Origin of the sequence: Profundicola chukchiensis, from assembly GCF_029664245.1 — a bacterium.
GTDB classification, from domain to species: domain Bacteria; phylum Bacteroidota; class Bacteroidia; order Flavobacteriales; family Weeksellaceae; genus Profundicola; species Profundicola chukchiensis.
This window is the reverse complement of sequence record NZ_JANAIE010000003.1, coordinates 375,383-394,904: the sequence shown is the minus strand read 5'-3', so window position 1 is coordinate 394,904 and position 19,522 is coordinate 375,383. Positions and strand designations below refer to the sequence as shown.

At 35.1% G+C, this 19,522-nt stretch carries 15 protein-coding genes; 6 read left to right on the top strand and 9 right to left on the bottom strand.

All coding sequences use genetic code 11. From position 1 onward, the window contains the following. The first annotated feature begins 29 nt into the window (after window positions 1-29). On the top strand, window positions 30-1,379 hold the full coding sequence (gene pyrF / locus NLM59_RS06235) for an orotidine-5'-phosphate decarboxylase (RefSeq protein ID WP_304416891.1): 1,350 nt from the start codon (window positions 30-32) through the stop codon (window positions 1,377-1,379). A gap of 65 nt (window positions 1,380-1,444) precedes the next feature. Here pyrF and NLM59_RS06230 read toward each other — a convergent pair whose 3' ends face one another. Next, entirely contained in the window at window positions 1,445-3,133 is a 1,689-nt protein-coding gene (locus NLM59_RS06230; protein WP_304416890.1) for an AAA family ATPase, read from the bottom strand. A 231-nt stretch (window positions 3,134-3,364) separates the two neighbouring features. Between NLM59_RS06230 and NLM59_RS06225 the strand changes: the two genes are divergently transcribed. Next, window positions 3,365-4,378, top strand: coding sequence for a quinone-dependent dihydroorotate dehydrogenase (locus NLM59_RS06225; RefSeq protein WP_304416889.1), 1,014 nt, complete (start codon window positions 3,365-3,367; stop codon window positions 4,376-4,378). Window positions 4,379-4,452: 74 nt separating this feature from the next. Here NLM59_RS06225 and glmS read toward each other — a convergent pair whose 3' ends face one another. The 8 genes from glmS to NLM59_RS06185 form a co-directional block, all read right to left on the bottom strand. Then, window positions 4,453-6,291, bottom strand: a complete 1,839-nt coding sequence (gene glmS / locus NLM59_RS06220; protein WP_304416888.1) for a glutamine--fructose-6-phosphate transaminase (isomerizing) — start codon at window positions 6,289-6,291, stop codon at window positions 4,453-4,455. A gap of 179 nt (window positions 6,292-6,470) precedes the next feature. Further along, the gene (locus tag NLM59_RS06215; RefSeq protein ID WP_304416887.1) at window positions 6,471-7,877 is read right to left on the bottom strand and encodes a TolC family protein; all 1,407 of its coding nucleotides are present in this window, start codon (window positions 7,875-7,877) and stop codon (window positions 6,471-6,473) included. After that, window positions 7,867-11,034, bottom strand: coding sequence for an efflux RND transporter permease subunit (locus NLM59_RS06210; RefSeq protein ID WP_304416886.1), 3,168 nt, complete (start codon window positions 11,032-11,034; stop codon window positions 7,867-7,869). Before NLM59_RS06210 ends, NLM59_RS06215 begins: the two co-directional genes overlap by 11 nt. Before the next feature lie 33 nt (window positions 11,035-11,067). Further along, a complete protein-coding gene (locus tag NLM59_RS06205) occupies window positions 11,068-12,246 on the bottom strand; it encodes an efflux RND transporter periplasmic adaptor subunit (RefSeq protein WP_304416885.1) in 1,179 nt (392 codons plus the stop codon). Window positions 12,247-12,254: 8 nt separating this feature from the next. Beyond that, window positions 12,255-12,734: a GbsR/MarR family transcriptional regulator gene (locus NLM59_RS06200; RefSeq protein ID WP_304416884.1), complete on the bottom strand. Its 480-nt coding sequence runs from the start codon at window positions 12,732-12,734 to the stop codon at window positions 12,255-12,257. A gap of 181 nt (window positions 12,735-12,915) precedes the next feature. Next, a complete protein-coding gene (locus NLM59_RS06195) occupies window positions 12,916-14,256 on the bottom strand; it encodes a UDP-N-acetylmuramate--L-alanine ligase (RefSeq protein WP_304416883.1) in 1,341 nt (446 codons plus the stop codon). A 124-nt stretch (window positions 14,257-14,380) separates the two neighbouring features. Further along, complete coding sequence (locus NLM59_RS06190) at window positions 14,381-14,824, bottom strand: GNAT family N-acetyltransferase (RefSeq protein ID WP_304416882.1); 444 nt, start codon at window positions 14,822-14,824, stop codon at window positions 14,381-14,383. Window positions 14,825-14,862: 38 nt separating this feature from the next. Beyond that, a complete protein-coding gene (locus NLM59_RS06185) occupies window positions 14,863-16,452 on the bottom strand; it encodes an ArnT family glycosyltransferase (RefSeq protein WP_304416881.1) in 1,590 nt (529 codons plus the stop codon). Window positions 16,453-16,503: 51 nt separating this feature from the next. Here NLM59_RS06185 and NLM59_RS06180 point away from each other — a divergent pair, with 51 nt between their 5' ends. From NLM59_RS06180 to NLM59_RS06165, 4 genes are all read left to right on the top strand, one after another. Beyond that, complete coding sequence (locus NLM59_RS06180; RefSeq protein WP_304416936.1) at window positions 16,504-17,466, top strand: glycosyltransferase family 2 protein; 963 nt, start codon at window positions 16,504-16,506, stop codon at window positions 17,464-17,466. After that, the gene (locus NLM59_RS06175; RefSeq protein ID WP_304416880.1) at window positions 17,447-18,301 is read left to right on the top strand and encodes a lysylphosphatidylglycerol synthase transmembrane domain-containing protein; all 855 of its coding nucleotides are present in this window, start codon (window positions 17,447-17,449) and stop codon (window positions 18,299-18,301) included. Before NLM59_RS06180 ends, NLM59_RS06175 begins: the two co-directional genes overlap by 20 nt. 83 nt (window positions 18,302-18,384) lie before the next feature. Continuing rightward, a complete protein-coding gene (locus NLM59_RS06170; RefSeq protein ID WP_304416879.1) occupies window positions 18,385-18,738 on the top strand; it encodes an NTF2-like N-terminal transpeptidase domain-containing protein in 354 nt (117 codons plus the stop codon). A 10-nt stretch (window positions 18,739-18,748) separates the two neighbouring features. Further along, a complete protein-coding gene (locus NLM59_RS06165) occupies window positions 18,749-19,492 on the top strand; it encodes an ABC transporter substrate-binding protein (protein ID WP_304416878.1) in 744 nt (247 codons plus the stop codon). Window positions 19,493-19,522 lie beyond the last annotated feature (30 nt).

The window sequence follows — 19,522 nt, the reverse complement described above, 5'->3', positions numbered from 1 at the left end:
TTTTCATCATGACAATTTAATTCAACAACATGCAAGCACGCGAAGATTTTTTATTAAAAGCCTACGAACTCGGAATTATTAAATTTGGAAGTTTCACCCTTAAAAGTGGTATTGAATCTCCTTTTTATGTGGATTTAAGACCGCTAGCATCTAGCCCACAATTATTAAAAACATTGTCAAACAATTTATTGCAATTGGTTGATAATTCAAAACTTGAACTGATTTGTGGCGTTCCTTATGCCGCTTTGCCTATGGCGACCACAATGTCCTTAGAAAGTGGGATTCCTTTGATCATTAAAAGAAAGGAAAACAAAGGCTATGGAACAAAACGCATGTTGGAAGGTGTTTTTCACGATGGACAAAATTGTTTGTTGGTAGAGGACGTAATTACCAGCGGTAAAAGTTTGGTAGAAACCATCGACGAAGTTGAAAAAGAAGGTTTAGTTGTTACCGATTTGGTTGTTGTATTAGACAGAGAACAAGGTGGTATTCAGCGATTAGAAGAAAAAGGATATAATGTTCATACCTTATTTACCATTAACGAGGTAATTGATATTTTATTCAAATACAAAAGATTGGATGAAGGAGAAGTAAAGAAAATCAAGGATTTCTTAAGTATGCCTCCACAAGCTCCTAGCAGAAAAAGAACCCCTCTACAAGATAAAGAAGTTCAGCATCCTGTAGGTAAAAACATGATTGACATTGCGTTACGTAAAAAATCTAACTTAATTGCCTCGGCAGATGTTGTGAGTTCCCTAGAGTTAATCAATTTAGCTAAAGGAATTGGAGATAAAATTGTTGCCTTAAAATTACATTCAGATATCATCACTGATTTTAGTTGGGATTTAGTCACTGAACTAAGAACTATTGCAAGAGAAAAGGACTTCTTATTATTTGAGGATAGAAAATTCGCTGATATTGGAAATACCCAAGAATTACAGTTCAAACAAGGTGTTTACCGTTTTGCAGATTGGGTTGATATGGTAACAGCACACCCTATTGCTGGAGAAAAAAGCTTTGACGTTTTTGAACCAACTGGTGTTGTAGCCATTGTAGAAATGTCTTCTGCAGGTGCTTTAACCGATGATTATTATGTTTCTAAAGCATTAAATATTGCTCAAAAATCAGCGGATGTATTCGCAGTAGTAGCTCAAAGACAAGTTCCAGATGATTTATTGTTATTGACGCCTGGCGTTAACATAGACAAAAAAGGCGATAGCAAAGGACAACAATACAACACGCCTAAGAAGGTATTCTCTGAGTACCTAACGGACTTTATGATTGTAGGACGCGGAATTTATAAAGCCAATGATCCCGTTGCAGCTACCGAAGAATATCGCCAGCAAGGTTGGAAAGCATATGAAGACAGCCTTTCTTAAGCCTTAAGATTTAAAAATATAAGATCCCAATTGATTAAATCGATTGGGATTTTTTTTATACACGTTTATTTAATGAACAATAAAGCCCGCCTGATTTTATCATAGGTTATTTCGGCATTATTGGCTTCATAAAGATATTTCAGCGAAGTGTTTTCTTTATCCTCATCTGATTTATCTAGAGCCTCTTGAACACGCTTAATCACCTCATCTTCTGGCTTTAATACAGAAAAATCTGTTTCAGGGAATTCTAATTTAATTTTAAAGAAATGTCCTAAAATCGTGCTCTCAACATATCCTCTTTCTTCGGCAATTTCCTTTAAATTCATGCCTTCGTCTAAAAGCTCTTTGGTAATTAAATGTGTAGGAACTTTGGATTTATTAGAAGCTTTTAACTTCTTTTTCTCTTTAACCTTTTTAATCTCTCGTTTATCAATCGTTCCTCCATTTCTCACCACAAACGAATCAAAGTCTTTCTCTAAATCAGATGTATGAAGGTTAAAATCAATCTCTTGGGATAATTCCATAAAACGTTTATCTGCCTTTCGAGCCAATTCATCTAATTGCATCACCATAGGATTTACGCCTTTTAGTCGCAGCCCCTTCATGTCTCTTAGTCGCGATAAAGCCACATAACCTTGTCCTTTTTCAAAGGTTTTTCTTAAATCAATAGTGGCGGCATCTAAGGTCATACCCTGACTTTTATGAACTGTAATCGCCCAAGCCAAACGCAATGGAATCTGAGTAAACGAAGCCAAGGTTTTGCCCTGTTCATCATCTACCTTCCAAGTTTCGGATTTGGCCTCAATCCAATCTCCATCGCGGGTTTCAACCAAAGGAAAACCATTTTCGCTGAATTCCCTCACCGTTCCTAATGTTCCATTGAAATAACCTTCTTCCCAATTATTTCTAACAAACATCACCTCCGCTCCTATCTTCAACTCTAATAATTCTGGCGCAAGAATACTTTTCACCATGGTTTCGCATAGAACTTTGTTACCAGATGCTTTACCTTTAAATTTCTTAGGCTTAGAATCTAATTCTTTGATTTTAAATTCGTTAATTCTATCCACATCAGCATTGTGAGTATATAATTGAGGGAAAATCTCCTCATCCTCGTACATACTTTCTTGCACTTTTTCCTCAAGCAATTGCACTACAGATTGGCTCATTTCGCCATTTCTTATTTCATTCAATACAAAATTTAACTCGTTTTCTGTCTGACGAAACTGCTTGGTTAAATAACAAACATGCAAATTGGCTCTCACCCAAGAATTAGACATAAAACAGAACTTGTCTTTAGAAGTTTCGTGATGCTCACCAATGGGAGGCAACTGATAAAAATCTCCAGAAAAAACCACTTGAATTCCCCCAAAAGGCAGATTATTCCCTTTGAAATATTGCAAAACCTCATCTACCATAGAGAACTGCTTAAGATGTAACATAGAGATCTCATCGATAATAAGAACCGCCACCTCATCCATCTTATTTTGCATGTACTTTTTAGTCTTTAAAGTCTGCAAATGACGTAGCGTCATATGATCCCGAACACCAATACCAGACCAAGCATGAATCGTCATTCCGTTCATATGCGTGGCCGCAATCCCTGTACTGGCCGTAATAGCCACTGGCACTCTCCTTTCTTGTAGGTATTTGATATATTGATTTAAGACATAGGTTTTCCCGGTTCCTGCCGAACCTGTAAGGAAAACATTCCGTCCTGATTTCAATATAGCCAGTGCTTTTTCTTGGGTCATATTTTAGGGTAATTTATAAGTTTTATGCTAATTTTTAAGGTGAAGTTTAAATCTAATAAACATAAATTTTAATCTATTTGCAAAGCCTTTTCTACTTTAAAATAAAATTAAAACTGTTCAAAATTTGAGATTTCTAAAATAAGGAAAATAACCGAATCAAAGAATTAAAAGGATATTGAAATTTAGGATGCAGATATCAACCTAGATTTGTATTTTTGACTCTTTCAGGCTATGTATCCACTCATCAAGAAATTATTGTTTAAAAAAGATCCAGAAGAAGCGCATCATTGGGTCATGAATAAACTCCACACTTGGGGAAGTTCTTTTCTTTTCAGTCCTATTATTAAAAGTCAATTTTCGTTTGATAAAAAATCATTGAACAGAGAATTATGGGGTTTAAAATTTAAAAACCCGATTGGACTTGCTGCTGGGTTTGACAAGGATGCCAAGTATATAGATGATTTAGCTAAATTAGGTTTTGGCTATGTAGAAATCGGAACCTTAACCCCGAAACCACAAGCTGGGAATGATAAACCACGCTTATTTAGACTTCCTAGCGATGAAGCATTAATCAATCGTATGGGATTTAATAATGAGGGAGTTGATGCTGCGGTAGAAAGATTGAAAAAGAGAAAATCAGACATTATTGTAGGCGGAAATATTGGGAAAAATAAAACTACACCGAACGAAAGAGCCATAGATGATTATGAATATTGCTTTCGTAAATTGTACGATTATGTAGATTATTTTGTGGTAAATGTAAGCAGCCCCAACACTCCCAACTTGCGCGAACTACAAGAAAAAGAGCCACTACAACGATTATTATCTCGTTTGCAACTCATCAACACAGAATTAGGTAAAGCTCGTCCTATATTGCTTAAAATCGCTCCAGACTTAAGCCAAAGTCAATTAGATGATATTATAGAAATTGCTTTGAATTTAAACCTAAATGGAATTGTTGCTACCAATACTACTATTGCTAGAGAGGGCTTAATGGGAGATCCTAAAGTCGTTTCAGAAGCAGGTGGGGTTAGTGGAAAACCTTTAACTCAACGAAGTACAGAAGTGATAAAATATCTTCATACGCAATCAAAGGGTAAGTTGATTATCATTGGTGTGGGAGGAATTTTCAATGCAGAGGATGCTAAAGAAAAATTAGAAGCTGGTGCAAGTTTACTTCAGGTTTATACTGGGTTTATCTACGAAGGACCCGGCATCGTGAAGAATATTTGTAAAGGACTTTAAAGTTTAAAAATATACAGTCAAAAAAAAGCCTTCTTACGCATGCAAGAAGGCTTTTTTATTTTTATTAATTTATTTTATTCTACTGTAACTGATTTAGTTAAGTTTCTTGGATTATCCACATCTGCACCTCTCCAAACAGCAATATGGTAAGCTAATAATTGCAATGGAACCACTGAAACTAAAGGAGCGAAAATCTCTAAAGTCGCTGGTATTTCAATCACGTGATCTGCAATTCCCTTAATCACTGTATCTCCTTCATTCACAATAGCAATAACTTTTCCTTTACGCGCTTTCACTTCTTGAATATTAGATACGATTTTCTCGTAAGCAGAATCATTATTTGCTACCACTACAACAGGCATATTTTCATCAATCAATGCAATAGGTCCGTGTTTCATTTCAGCTGCTGGATAGCCCTCTGCATGGATATAAGAAATCTCTTTTAATTTTAAAGCTCCCTCTAAAGCAATAGGATAACAAGCACCACGACCTAAGAATAAGAAATTATTCGCTTGGTGATATTCTTTTGCAATCGCTTTAATCTCATCATCTAGTTTTAAAATTTTTCTAATCTTTTCTGGAATTTGCTCTAACTCAAACAATGTTGCATTTAACTGAGTTTTAGATAAATTACCTTTATAATCTGCTAATTGCAATGCCATTAAAGTTAAAATAACAACCTGAGTGGTAAAGGCCTTGGTAGATGCAATTCCTATCTCTTGACCTGCATGCGTATAAGATCCAGCATGAGACATTTTAGAAATTGTAGAACCTACTGAGTTACAAATACCATAAATTAAAGCTTGATTTTCTTTCGCCAACTCTATTGCAGCAATCGTATCGGCTGTTTCCCCAGATTGTGAAATCGCAACAAATACATCATCACCATCAATAATTGGGTTTCTGTAACGGAACTCAGACGCGTACTCCACTTCCACTGGAATTCGAGCTAATTCCTCGATTAAATACTCTCCAACCAAAGCAGCATGCCAAGAAGTACCACAAGCACCAAAGATCATTCTTTTGGTTTTATTTAGCTTATTTCTATACTCATTTACACCACCTAAACGTACCCAACCTTCACTAGCATTCATTCGTCCACGGAATGAATCAATAATCATTTGAGGTTGTTCGTAGATCTCTTTCAACATGAAGTGATCATAACCATCTTTTTCAATGGTCTCTAAGGCTTCTTCTAACTTTTCAATTATTGGAGTTTTGGTGATATTATCTAAGTTTAGAACCTTGATTTCTTCTCCATGTGCTAAACGATAAACATCTTTCTCTTCCATGTAAATTACCTCATCGGTAAGCGTACTCAACGGTGCAGAATCGGTTGCTACTACATAGGCATCTTTATCAACTCCAATCACCAACTGAGCTCCTTTTCTTACAGCATACATAGCATTTTCTTCTTTATCGATAACGATTAAAGAATAAGCTCCAACCACTTGATTCATGGCAACTTGAATTGCTTCTAGAAGATTTAAATCACCTTCTTTTTGAATATGCTCAATCCAGTTGATTAAAACTTCTGTATCTGTTTCAGTATGAAATTTATATCCTTCTTCAACTAATTTTTCTTTTAAACTCGCATAGTTCTCAACAATCCCTTTATGTACAATGGCTAGTCTACCAGAATTAGAAACATGTGGATGCGAATTTAGTTGATTCGAAATTCCGTGTGTTGCCCATCTAGAGTGCGCAATACCTATGTGCCCTTTTGGCGTATTATCACCTAATTTTTCTTTTAGATCTTTTAATTTTCCTGCGTGTTTATGAAATTCAAACTCACCATTTGAGATGGTTCCTGTTCCCACGCTATCATACCCACGAAATTCGAAACGATTTAATCCATGTAATAAAACCGGAAAAGCCTCTCCTTTTCCTATGTAACCTATAATTCCTGACATATTTTTCTTGGTTTAGATTGTTAAGTATTAATTGAATGGAATTCAAAAATACAATATCTTCTGATAGATTGTCAAAAACTTTGCAGGATTCATAAAATTTTAAAGTTTAATACAAAAAAAATCCCTAGTAAAGCACTAGGGATTCAAATTAAAAATTATAAAATAGAAAAATGGTATTTTTATTTCCAACCTCCACCTAGAGCGCTATACAAATCAACCATTGCAGTTAATTTTGTGTACTTAGCATTGATTTCTGCTAACTTAGCATTCAAGGCACTTTGTTGTGCTGTAATTACTTCTAGATAATTCGCCATACCATAGTTTAGTAACTCTTGAGAGTATTCCGTTGCACGGCTATAATTCTCGTATTCTTTGGTTTTTAAAGCTATGATTTCATCTTGACTTCCGTAAATCTGTAAAGCATTAGAAACTTCGTTACTTGCTGATAATAAAGATTTCTTGAAGTCTAATAAAGCTCTTTCTTGAGCAATTTCACTCACCTCTTTTTGAGTTTTTAATCTTCTTTGTTGGAATATTGGTTGCGTTAAACCTCCCATAATATTAGCAAAGAATGAACTCGCTGAGAAGAAATCCTCAATTTCTAATGCTTGTAAACCTGCTCCTAAAGATAAATTTAAAGAAGGATACATGCTCAATCTAGCCACTTGCGTTTGTTCAAATGATGAAATTAACGCATACTCTGCTGCCATAACATCTGGACGATTTCTTAGTAAATCTACCGCAAATCCTGTTTTTAATTCAGATGGAATAAATTGACTTTCTATATTCGTTCTCTTGATGGCTTGAGGCGTTTCACCCATTAAATAAGACAACTGATTTTCAACAATTTTAATTGAATTTTCAATTTCAACTAACCTCGCTTGGTAGTTTAATGCCAATGCATCTGTTTGCTGAACAGCCACTTCCGTTACCTGACCAGCTTCTTTTAAGGCCTTAGTCGTTTCTAAACTTTCTAATTGAAGTTTAATGCTTTCAGAAGTTGTTCTGTGTTGCTCATCTAATGCCAATAATTGGAAATATAAAGAAGCAATTCCACTAACAATTCTTGATTTAACCGCCTGATGACCAGCTACAGATTGTAAGTACATAGCATATTGCGCTTTTTCTGCACTCTTTAATTTACCCCAAATATCAGCCTCCCAGCTTGAATTAATTCCAAGACCATACTGCGTAGACCATTTTCTCTCGTCTAGCATCATACCTTGCTGAGAGTTTAAAGATGGTGTTCCCCAACTTACATTAGGACCTCCGCTCAACGTCGGTAAATAAGCAGCTTTAGACTGTCTTACATAAGCTTCAGAAGTAGCAATATTTTGTAAAGCTATTCTAATGTCAAGGTTGTTTTCCAAACCTTGACTTATGTATTTCTGCAATAAACTGTCTTTAAAAATCTCGGTATAGCTGAAATCTGCTATCGAAACGCTATCCTGAGGAAGACGATCTGTTCTATAATAAGCTTCTTTTTCAATATCCTCTGCTCTTTTATACTCTTGCACAGAAAGACAAGACTGTAAGAATAGAGCAGCAAACGCGATGAAACTATATTTTATCCAATTATTGTTCATTCTCTTGTTTTTTCATTTGTTCTTCATATAAATCGAACTTAATAGGAACGATTCTCTCTTGTATTTTCTGGAAAATCACGAATAATACTGGAATTACAATCACTCCGAATATAGTTCCGATTAACAATCCAGAAGCCGCACCCGTTGCAATAGAACGGTTTCCTACAGCACCTGTACCCGATGCGAACACCAATGGTAACATACCAAAGATAAACGCGAAAGAAGTCATTAAAATAGGTCTTAAACGAGCTTTCGCAGCATCAATAGCAGCTAATGAAATACTCTTACCCATTCTACGTCTTTGAAGCGCGAACTCTACAATCAGAATCGCGTTCTTGGCTAGTAGTCCGATCAACATAATTAATGCAATTTGGAAATAAATGTTGTTCTCTAATCCAAATGCCCATTGTCCTAAATAAGCTCCCATCACTCCAAATGGCAATGATAAAATCACACTAAACGGAACAATATAACTTTCATATTGTGCTGATAATAAGAAGTAAACGAAAATCAAACTCAATACAAAAATGATAGATGCTTGAGATCCTGAACTCACCTCCTCACGTGTTAAACCTGAGTACATAATGTCGAATTGATTTGGTAATACTTGACTAGCCACTTCGTTCACAACATTAATCGCGTCACCCGTTGAATATCCAGGGTTGGTAGCCCCGTTGAATCCAGCAGATTGGAATAAGTTAAACCTATTTACCGTTTGTGGACCATATACACGTTTCATCTCAACGAATTGAGAAATAGGTGTCATTTCACCGGTGTTGGTTCTGACGTATAAGTTGTTGATACTTCCAATATCATTACGATCGTCTGGATTCGCCTGAATCATCACACGATATTGTTTACCATATTTACTAAAGTTAGCCGAGTATAAACCTCCGATATAACCTTGCATTGCACTCAAAATACTGTTTACAGATACACCTGCTTCCATAGCTCTTGGAACGTTAATATCCATTTCATACTGAGGGAAATTAATGTTAAACGAAGTTTGTGCATACTGCATTTCTGGACGTTGACTCAAGGCATAACTAAAGTTTTTAGCTACCTCATCTAGGTTTTCTAAGTCTCCACCTGATTTATCAATTAACGAGAATTCAACCCCTGAACTCGCACCAAATCCTTGAATACTTGGAGGCGTAAAGAAAATCATATTCGCATCGGCTACCGTAGCACCCACACCAAACAATCTTCCTACAATCGCGTTAATTTGAGTTTCATCTGTATTTCTTTCATCGAATGGATCTAACTTAACGAAACCGAATCCGTAGTTACCACCCGAACCATTCATAATACTAAATCCTGAAATCGCTGTAACACTGTGTACACCTGGTAATTGATTTGCTTTTTCGGTAAACTCTTTCATCGCGATTTCTGTACGCTCACGCGTTGCACTCGATGGTAAGTCTACGTTGAACATCACAATACCTCTATCTTCGTTAGGTACGAAACCTGTTTGCATATTAGCATTAGCAAAGTAAATAGTAACACCCGCTAAGATTAACATTAAAATAGTTACCCATCTATGACGAATAAAGAAAGTAAAGGTTTTAGCATATCTTCTTGTTCCTGCGTTGAAAGCAATGTTGAACTTATGGAAGAATTTCTGTAACCAGTTTTTCTCTTCGTATTCCTTGCTGTATTGAGTTGGTTTTAAGAATACCGCACACAAAGCTGGACTTAAAGTTAATGCGTTAACAGCTGAAATCGCAATCGCAATCATTAGGGTAATACCAAACTGTTCGTAGAAAACTCCCGTTGGTCCTGTAATGAAGGTCACCGGAACGAATACCGCCGCCATTACAATCGTAATCGTAATAATCGCACCTGTAATCTCGTGCATCGCTTCTATGGTCGCATTTTTAGCATTATGCGTGGTATGCTCAAGTTTAGCGTGCACGGCTTCCACCACAACAATCGCGTCATCGACCACAATACCAATGGCGAGAATCAATGCGAATAATGTCAATAAGTTGATGGTATAACCAAATAAATTCAAGAAGAAGAATGTACCAATAATCGAAACCGGTACTGCAATCGCAGGAATTAAGGTAGATTTAAAGTCTTGTAAGAAGATATAAACCACCAAGAACACCAACACGAAGGCTTCTAATAAAGTCGTGATTACTTTTTGAATCGATGCCTCAAGGAATTCGTTGGTATCATAGTTAATTTGATAGTTGATTCCTTCTGGCAAGTTAGGTGAAACCGAAGTTTCTAAGTAAGATTTAATATTGTCAATAATCTCTTGTGCGTTCGAACCTGGTGTTTGGCTAATACCCATACTCACCGCAGGGTTACCATTAAAGGCAGAACCAGCTGTATAAGCAAGCGACCCTAATTCGATATTAGCAACGTCTTTTAATCTTAAAAACTGACCATTACCAATCGACTTAATTACAATGTTTTTGTATTGTTCTACCTCATCAAACTTTCCTGAATAACGAATTACGTACTCAAAAGATTGATTACTATTTTCTCCCACAGAACCAGCTGCAGCCTCCAAACTCTGGCTATTAATCGCTGCTGAAACATCCGAAGGAACGATTCCATAAGCCGCCATTTTTTCTGGGTTCAACCATACTCTCATAGAGTAAGTCTTAGAACCATAAACCTGCGCCTCACCTACACCATTAATCCTTTTCAACTCTGGAACAACATTAATGTCTAAGTAGTTTTGAAGATAACTAGCATCGAAATCGTCATTCTCTGAATAGAAGGTCATAAACATCAGTGAACTCGACTGTTGTTTCTGTGTAGTAATACCACTCTGAGTAACCTCACTTGGTAGAATCGCGTTAGCTCTTGCCACACGGTTTTGAACGTTTACCGCCGCTAAATCTGGGTCAATATCTTGTTCAAAATAAACTGTAATAGATGCCGAACCGTTGTTACTTGCAGTAGAAGAAATATAAGTCATCCCCTCAACCCCGTTCACTTGCTCCTCAATCGGAATAATTACCGAACGAAGAACCGTTTCAGCGTTTGCACCTGGATAGTTGGCTCTAATCTGAACCGTTGGTGGTGCAATATCTGGATAGGTTGTAACCGGTAATGTCATGATTCCCAATATCCCCAAAAGGACGATAATAATGGAAATAACTGTAGACAATACAGGTCTTTCTATAAATGTTTTAATCATAATTTTCTTTTTTAAAGCTTATTAATTCTTTAATTAATTTGCTTTTGGAACAATACTATCAAACTTAACTGGCTGAGGAACAATGGCAGCACCATTTCTTAAGATTCCAACTCCTTTCGCTACAATCTTATCTCCTTTCTTAAGTCCACCTGAAATTAAAGCCATGTTTTCTAATCTAGCAGCTACGTCTACTTTGGTAGATACAACCGTATCATTTACAACTTTATAAACATAAACTAAACCTTGTTGCTCAAATGTAGACTGCTCTGGAACCACCATAGCATTTTTGTATTGTTGAGGAATACGGATTGTACCACTGTTTCCATTGCTCAACATTTTGTTTTCATTATCAAAAGAAGCTCTAAACTGTACAGTACCCGAATTTGGATCGATTTGACCTGTTACTGCCTCAATGCGACCCGTTTTTTCGTATTTCATTCCATTAGCCAAAATTAAATCTACATCTGGTGTATTTTTTAATTTATCATCAGCTGTTTTACCTTCTGTTTGATCCAAGAAATCAAGATATTGACTCTCGTTCATGGCGAAATAAGCATAAACTTGATTCGTCTGAGAAACTGTAGTAATAGGCAATGGACTTGTAGGACCGACTAAACTACCTTCTCTTTGGTTGATTTTTCCTACTGTACCAGAAATAGGAGATCTAATCACAGAATATCCAATATTAGCCTGAACTTCTTGATAAGATGCACTAGATTGGCTGTATCCCGCTTGCGCTTGTGCCAATTGACTTTGAGCATTCATTAAGTTAGCATTAGCTGTTTCTAATTGAACAGAAGAAATAATATTTCTTTCTACTAGAGGTTTTAATCTATTTACCTCAACTTTTGCCGCATTTACTCTTGCTTTTGCCGCTTCAATAGTTGCTTGAGAAGCTTGGATTCCTGCTTTAGCAGCCGTTGCAGATTGGTTTAAAGTATTCGTTTCTAAACGAAATAATACTTGGCCTTTACGAACAACTTGCCCTTCGTCTACTAAAACTTGGGTTATATATCCTTGAATTTTTGCGCGAACCTCGTTATTGTTCACACCTTGTATTTGTGTCGGGAATTCTTGGTACCCCACCACGTCTCTTTCCGCTACCTCTAGCACCGGATATGGTTTTGCTTGTTGTTGCATACCACCTGGCTGTTCATTCTTACAACTTAAGAAGAACAGAGTCATAGCACATAAAAAGAATGCATTTCTCATATATTCAATTATTTATTTTTAATTTGATTAATTTTTACTAAAGTTTCTTCAAACAATCCAATCGTCTTCTTTTGTAAATCTAAATGAAGATTGATTTTCTCTAATTGTTCGTCTTCTAAATCCAAGGCTTCGCGACGTTTTTCTGCAAACCTCTCTAAAATACTATAATTACGCTTCAACTTTGAGATGCTATCTTGAAATTGAATCTTAAAAATAGATTTGTTAACTCGATAATAACGCTTGCGCTCACCGAGTTTACTGATAACTTCTACGTAATTACTTTGCTGTAACACGTTCAGTGCATTTGAAACCGAACTCTTACTAGCACAGGATGCCTCCAAAATTTGCTCAAACGTAATTCCCTTTTGCTCAAAATCAAACATGAGATAGGTGAATATGTTTGCCGTCAAAGGAGGAAAGTGATAAAGCTCCATATAATGGGAGCTCATATCCTGAAACAACGATTCATCTAATTTCTTAATATCCATAATCGGGTGCAAATATAAGACACTTGGTTCGGTAATTACCGAACTAATTAAATATTTAATATGTTTTTAACATTTAATTATGATAAAAACTTATTTAAACCTGATTTATAGCTATTTACAAATACAAATAAAGCCCAAAATCTAAGATTTCAGGCTTTAATTCTTTATTTTAAAAAGGAATTTAAATGCTTTTAAGGTCTAAACCACCATAATTTCCACTACTCATCATCAGAAAGACACGATTGGATTTGTCTAAACCTGCGATATGTTGATGTAATTTTTCTGGTTCTGTAAAGACGATTATACTATCATCACCGAAGGCCTCTTTAATGAAAGAAGGATCGATAGGATCACGACGCTTAATGCGTAAAGCCTCTTCTGAATAATTCACGATTTTAACATCGGCTTTGTCTAAAGCATTTTTATATTGTTCTAAGAATTCTGGATTTAAAGATGAATAAGTATGCAACTCTAAACATGCTACTAATTCCTTATTTGGATATTGTTCTTTAACGGCAGCCGTTGTAGAACTAACTTTAGAAGGAGAATGCGCATAATCTTTATAAACCACATAATCTTTTTCACGTTTTACTAACTCTAAACGTTTAGAAGCTCCTTTAAAAGTTTGAATCGCTTCGTAGAAATCTTCATCCATGATACCCAATTGATTACAAATCAATCTTGCACCTTCTAAATTAGATAAGTTATGCTTACCAAAAATCTCTAAAGGAATTGGTCCATCGGCAGTTTCTAAATACGTAATTCCGTCTATAATTTCGTGTGCAGGCGTTTTGTAAGGAATCTTACGAATAGGATTCTGCGATCTTTGAACCACTTTCATTACCTCGATATCCTCCTGATTATAAACGACAACACCTCCATTGGTGATACTATTTACAAAAGCATCAAACTGCTCTACATAGTTTTCAAAAGTTGGGAAAACATTGATATGATCCCAAGCAATTCCGCTTAATAAAGCAATATTAGGTTGATATAATAAGAATTTAGGTCTTCTATCTAAGGTCGACGAAAGGTATTCATCGCCTTCCATAATCATAAAATCACTGTCTTCGCTCAATTTAACCATGACATCAAAGCCTTCTAATTGAGCTCCAACCATATAATCTTCTTCACGATCATAGTAATGCAAAACATGAAGAATCATAGATGTAATCGTAGTTTTTCCATGCGAACCACCAATTACAACACGAGTTTTGTCTTTAGCTTGTTCGTATAGATATTCTGGATAAGAATAAATTTTAAGTCCTAATTCCTGTGCTTTTAGCATTTCAGGATTGTCGGCGTGGGCGTGCATTCCCAAGATAACTGCGTCTAAATCCTCAGTTATTTTCTCTGGATACCAACCAAGTTCAGCAGGTAAAAGTCCATGTTGATCCAAACGAGATTTAGAAGGCTCAAACAAAGCATCGTCTGATCCAGTTACTTGATATCCTTTTAATTTTAAAGCAATTGCAAGATTATGCATTGCGCTACCTCCTATGGCTATAAAATGAACTTTCATATACTATTTTTAAGTTAAATAATGTGTTTATTTCAATCATCTAAACACATCAAACAAAGTTAGTTTTTTTGGTAAGAAAGAGAAAGAAACCACAGTAATTTGCAGTTCAAAAGAAGAATATTAACTAATCTCTTAGCATTTCAACGTGTGGAAGTCCATCTTCTAAATAAACATCTGAAACACGAACAAATCCATAAGATTCATAAAACTCTTGTAAATACAATTGAGCAGAAATTCTACAATTCGAAGTCTTAAAATTGGTTTTCATAGCTTCTAAGGCTAACATTACCACATGAGCACCATATTTTTTACCTCGATATTCAGGAGATGTTACCACGCGTCCTAGACAAGGTTCGTCGTATGTAATACCAGCAGGAATTCCTCTTGCATAAGCCACTACTTTGTCGCCAATAGTTCCATACATATGCAAGCTCTCGAAATCTTTACCATCACAATCTTGATAAGGAGCATTTTGTTCAATTACAAAAACCTCTATTCGCAACTGAATGATATTATACAATTCGGTTGTGGTTAGGTCTTCAAATTTCTTAAAATGCCAAGTGATCATAGTCTTGATTTAAATTCAAATATAAAATTTATTCAGTTTTAATCTTTCTTTTTTAAAATGATTGTTCTGTAATTCTCAAAAACAGATGGTTCATCATAAACAACATCAAAAGATGATTTAAAAATGCTTTTGTTATCGATGGAACGATTCTTTGTTAACACTAAAACCTCCGGATTATTTTCTATAAAATTTAATAACTCTTGTTCCTCGTGAAACACTTGATAAACCAGTTGATAATTCATATTAAAAGCTGGATCGTAGTTATCAAAAACAACTACCTTTTGATTTTCAATCACTTTCTGCGCTTGAATTGCAGGTTCTATTTGGGCTAAATTTGGATAGATTAAATAAAATATAATCAGGCCTAATGTCATCCATAAAACACCGATGCTTAGAATTAATTTCTGAAGATTATTTTTCATTAAATACTTCCACATAAAGTAAAGTCCAACAAGCACAATGACGGTCGCAATAAGCGTTAAAGTAATTTGTAAGTGTTGAATTAAATTATGTTGAAACAAGATAAAAATAGCCACTGGAATTGCGATACTCACCAAGGCAATTAATCCTAAAGAAAGATAGTTCGACCATGTTTTTAGAGTTTTAAAGTTGAAAACCTCATCGAAAAAGGAAGCCACTAAAATTGTTATAAATGGAATTGCAGGAAGTGTATAATTAGGTAATTTGGTTGAAGAAATACTGAAAAACCCGATTACCACCACGGATATAACTAAAGAAAAAGCAATTAAATCATTTCGTTTTCTGAACTTCCAACCGTGCCATAAACCTTGTGGAATAAATGCTCCAAACGGGAATAATCCCAGTAAAACAAATGCCCAAGTAATTAAAAAGATTCCGCCATGTCCACTGTTCACTTCCTGAAATCTTTTGATATTATGATGTAAGAAAAAACCATCGGTATAGGCTCCTGCCGTTTCGTAATGAACCCAAACAAACCAGGGTACAGATATTAGTAAAACCAAGATTCCTCCTAAGATTACTTGATATTTGGTAAAAAGATTCCAGTTTAATTCTTTCTTAAAAATTAGAAATAAAAGCACAATCAAACCAGATAAACCAATTGCTACAGGTCCTTTAGCCAAAGTGGCCAAACCGATTAAGACATAAAATAACCAAAGATTGATTTTCGATGAATTGTTAGCGTAGTAATTATAAAAACACAACCAAGAGCTACATAAAATTACGATGAAATAGGGATCAGGAACGGCCAAATGAAACTCTTGAATCCAGAAAAAAGAACTCATCAGTACAAAAGTCCCTATTCTTGCCTTATTTATACTCGAATGTTGTCTTAAAAACAGATAAAAATAAGTCATAAATCCTGCACCGAAAAAAGCTCCAAAAAACCTTGCTCCTAGTTCATTTACACCAAAAATTATATAACCTAATTGCATAAATAAATAATGCAGCAAAGGTTTGTCTGTACGCAAAATCTCATTAAAAGTGGGAACTAAATGCCTGTTTAATAGCATTTCTCGTGCGGCTTCGGAGTTTTTGGCCTCATCTAAAATCGTGATCGGATACCCCCAAATATTTGAAAAGCAAAGAAAACTAGCCACCAAAAAAACGATCACAGCCTCCTTATTGGTTTTCATGGTATTCATCATAATAGTCTATCTTTGCACCAAATTATTCAAAGCTAAAATACAATTTCCTTGATGAATCAGATAGCAAATCCATTTTTATCCATTGTGATTCCGGTGTATAATGAAGAAGATAATGTGCAGTTATTATCACAGAAAGTTGCAGAAGCTCTGGTGGACTATCAATACGAATTGATTTTAGTTGATGATGGTTCTACCGACGAAACACGCATTAGAGCTAAGCAAATCAAAGACGATAATTTAGTTTTTATAGAACTTAAAAGAAATTATGGTCAGTCGTTGGCTTTAGCGGCCGGAATCGACCAAGCTATTGGAGATTACATCATTACCTTAGATGGGGATTTGCAAAATGATCCGCTTGATATTCCAATGATGATCAATAAATTAGAGGAAGGAGATTTTGATGTAGTTACAGGAATTCGTCAGAAAAGAAAGGATAATTTTGTTAGAACTATTCCGTCTAAAATCGCCAATTTCATGGTCCGTAAAGCCACCAAAATGGACATTAAGGACAATGGTTGTGCGCTAAAAGTCTTCACTAAAGAAACTGCAAAAGATTTAAATCTTTATGGTGAAATGCACCGTTTTATTAATCTTTTAGCTTATTTAAATGGAGCTAGAATTGCGCAAGTTCCAGTTCGTCACCATGCTAGACAATTCGGACAATCTAAATATGGTTTGGGTCGTACATTCAAGGTAATCAATGATTTAACCTTAATTATTTTCATGAGAAAATATATGCAACGTCCGATTCACTTATTCGGAAATGCAGGTTTAATCTCGTTGAGTTTAGGCGGATTGATTATGGCTTGGTTGTTCATTGTTAAATTCTTTTTAGGCGAAGACATAGGAACTCGTCCATTATTAATTGTTGGCGTTGTATTATTACTAGCTGGAGTTCAATTAATTACCATGGGAATTGTAGTGGATTTATTAATGAAAACATACTACGAATCTCAAGATATGCGTCCATATAGAATCCGAAAAATCACAAAGGGTGAAAAAGTCGTGGCGTAAACCTCTATTTACGACAATCAAAATCCTGGTAAGCTTGGGTTTATTGTATTTTGTCTTCACCAAAATCGATTGGGATTTATTGGCTGAAGAATGGAGAATCGCGAACAAATTTTTATTATTTGTTGGTTTTATTTCCTTTTTAATTTCTCAGGTTTTATCGGTATTACGCGTAGATTTATACTTTAAAAAAGCAGAAATTCAACTTTCTTTTATCAATAATTTACGCCTCTATCTTTTGGGAATGTTCTATAACTTTTTTATTCCTGGAGGTGTTGGTGGCGATGCTTATAAAGTAATTGCGCTCAACAAACATTTTGATCAGCCAGTTAAGACTATCACTTCAGCCGTGTTTTTTGATCGTTTTATAGGACTTTGCGCGATTTGCATCCTAATTTGCTTGGGCATCGTGTTTATCCCTCTAGACATTGAATTTTGGATTAAGGCCGTTATTTTCTCCATTGGATTAATTGGCGCATTGGTAGGACCTTATATTTTAGGATTACTTTTCCCTAGATTTAAATCAGTTTTTTACCCAACCCTACTTTACTCTTTTGTTATTCAAGCCTTTCAAATAGGAACTATTGTATTTAGTTTATTAGCCATTCATCCGGAAGCTAATATTTTCACTTACATACTTATATTTTTGGTTTCCAGTGTGTTGTCAGTAGTTTCATTCGCCGGAATCGGAATTAGAGAAACTGTTTTCTACTATTCTGCAAGTTATCTTAACTTTAATCCAGATGTTTCTGCGGGTGTAGCACTTATGTTCTCTTTCATTACTTTGGTTACTTCATTATTCGGGGCGATTTACTTGTTTAAGCGAATTAAATTTTAAGTTAATTTTCGTCTTTTCCCTATTGCAATTTAATAGGATTTTCATTGAGAAAAGCTATCTTTAATTTTTCAATGATGTATTAAATGTTGAAAAAATCTCTTTTTATAGGCTGTTTAAGCTTACTTATCTATTCTTGTTCTTCACCTAAGAATGTAGCTCAGGAATTTCTCGAAGCCATGAATTCTTCTCAATTTGAAACAGCAATGTCTTTAGTTACAGAAGATTCTCAAGGAGTATTATATTCCATTATTAACCAACAAACCAGCGAAATTCCACCAGTAAAGGTTGAAGTAAAAGCTTGTGCTGATTTAGATAATTCAAATGAGGCAGTCACCTGTCTATATGTGATTTCGAATGATGTTGGTGAGAATTTTGAGAAAAGAATTAAGTTAGTAAAAGAGAATAATCAATGGAAAGTTGATTTAACCGACCTTTAAATTTTTGGCTATGAAAATCATATCACTCGTACCTTCTATTACTGAATTATTGTTTGATTTAGGCTTAAAAGATCAACTCATCGGTAGAACGAAGTTTTGTATTCATCCGATGCCTGAAGTGAAAGAAATTCCCCAATTTGGAGGAACGAAAGGACTTCATATTGATAAAATAATTGCAGCAAAACCAAGTCTAATTATCGCCAATAGAGAAGAAAACTTAAAATCTGAAGTAGAAGAATTACAAAAGCATTGTGATGTTTTAATCACCGATGTGGCAACTTTGGAGGAGAACAACGAAATGATTCTTCAAATCGGTAAAAGAACGCATACATACGCACAAGCTGAGTTAATTGTAGAAGAAATTAATGAGAATTTTGGGGAACTTGAAACCATTTTTGAACCTTCTAGTGTCTTATATTTCATTTGGAAAGATCCTTATATGAGTATTGGAAAAGATACTTTTATTCATGAAATGATTCAATTGTCTGGCTTTAAAAATGTATGTGAAGAGGAATCGCGATACCCAGAAATCACAAAGGATTCGAACTTAAATCCAGATTATATATTTCTTTCCTCCGAACCTTATCCTTTTCAGGAGAAGCATATAGAGGAGATCAACAAATTATTTCCCAATGCTAAATGTGTTTTAGTGGATGGTGAAATGTTTAGTTGGTATGGTAGCCGAATGAGGTTAGCTCCTGCTTATTTTAAAGATTTAAGAAAAAAAATTAAAGCATTAAACAAGGGTATTTAAAAACAAAAAGAGGAGATACATTTGCATCTC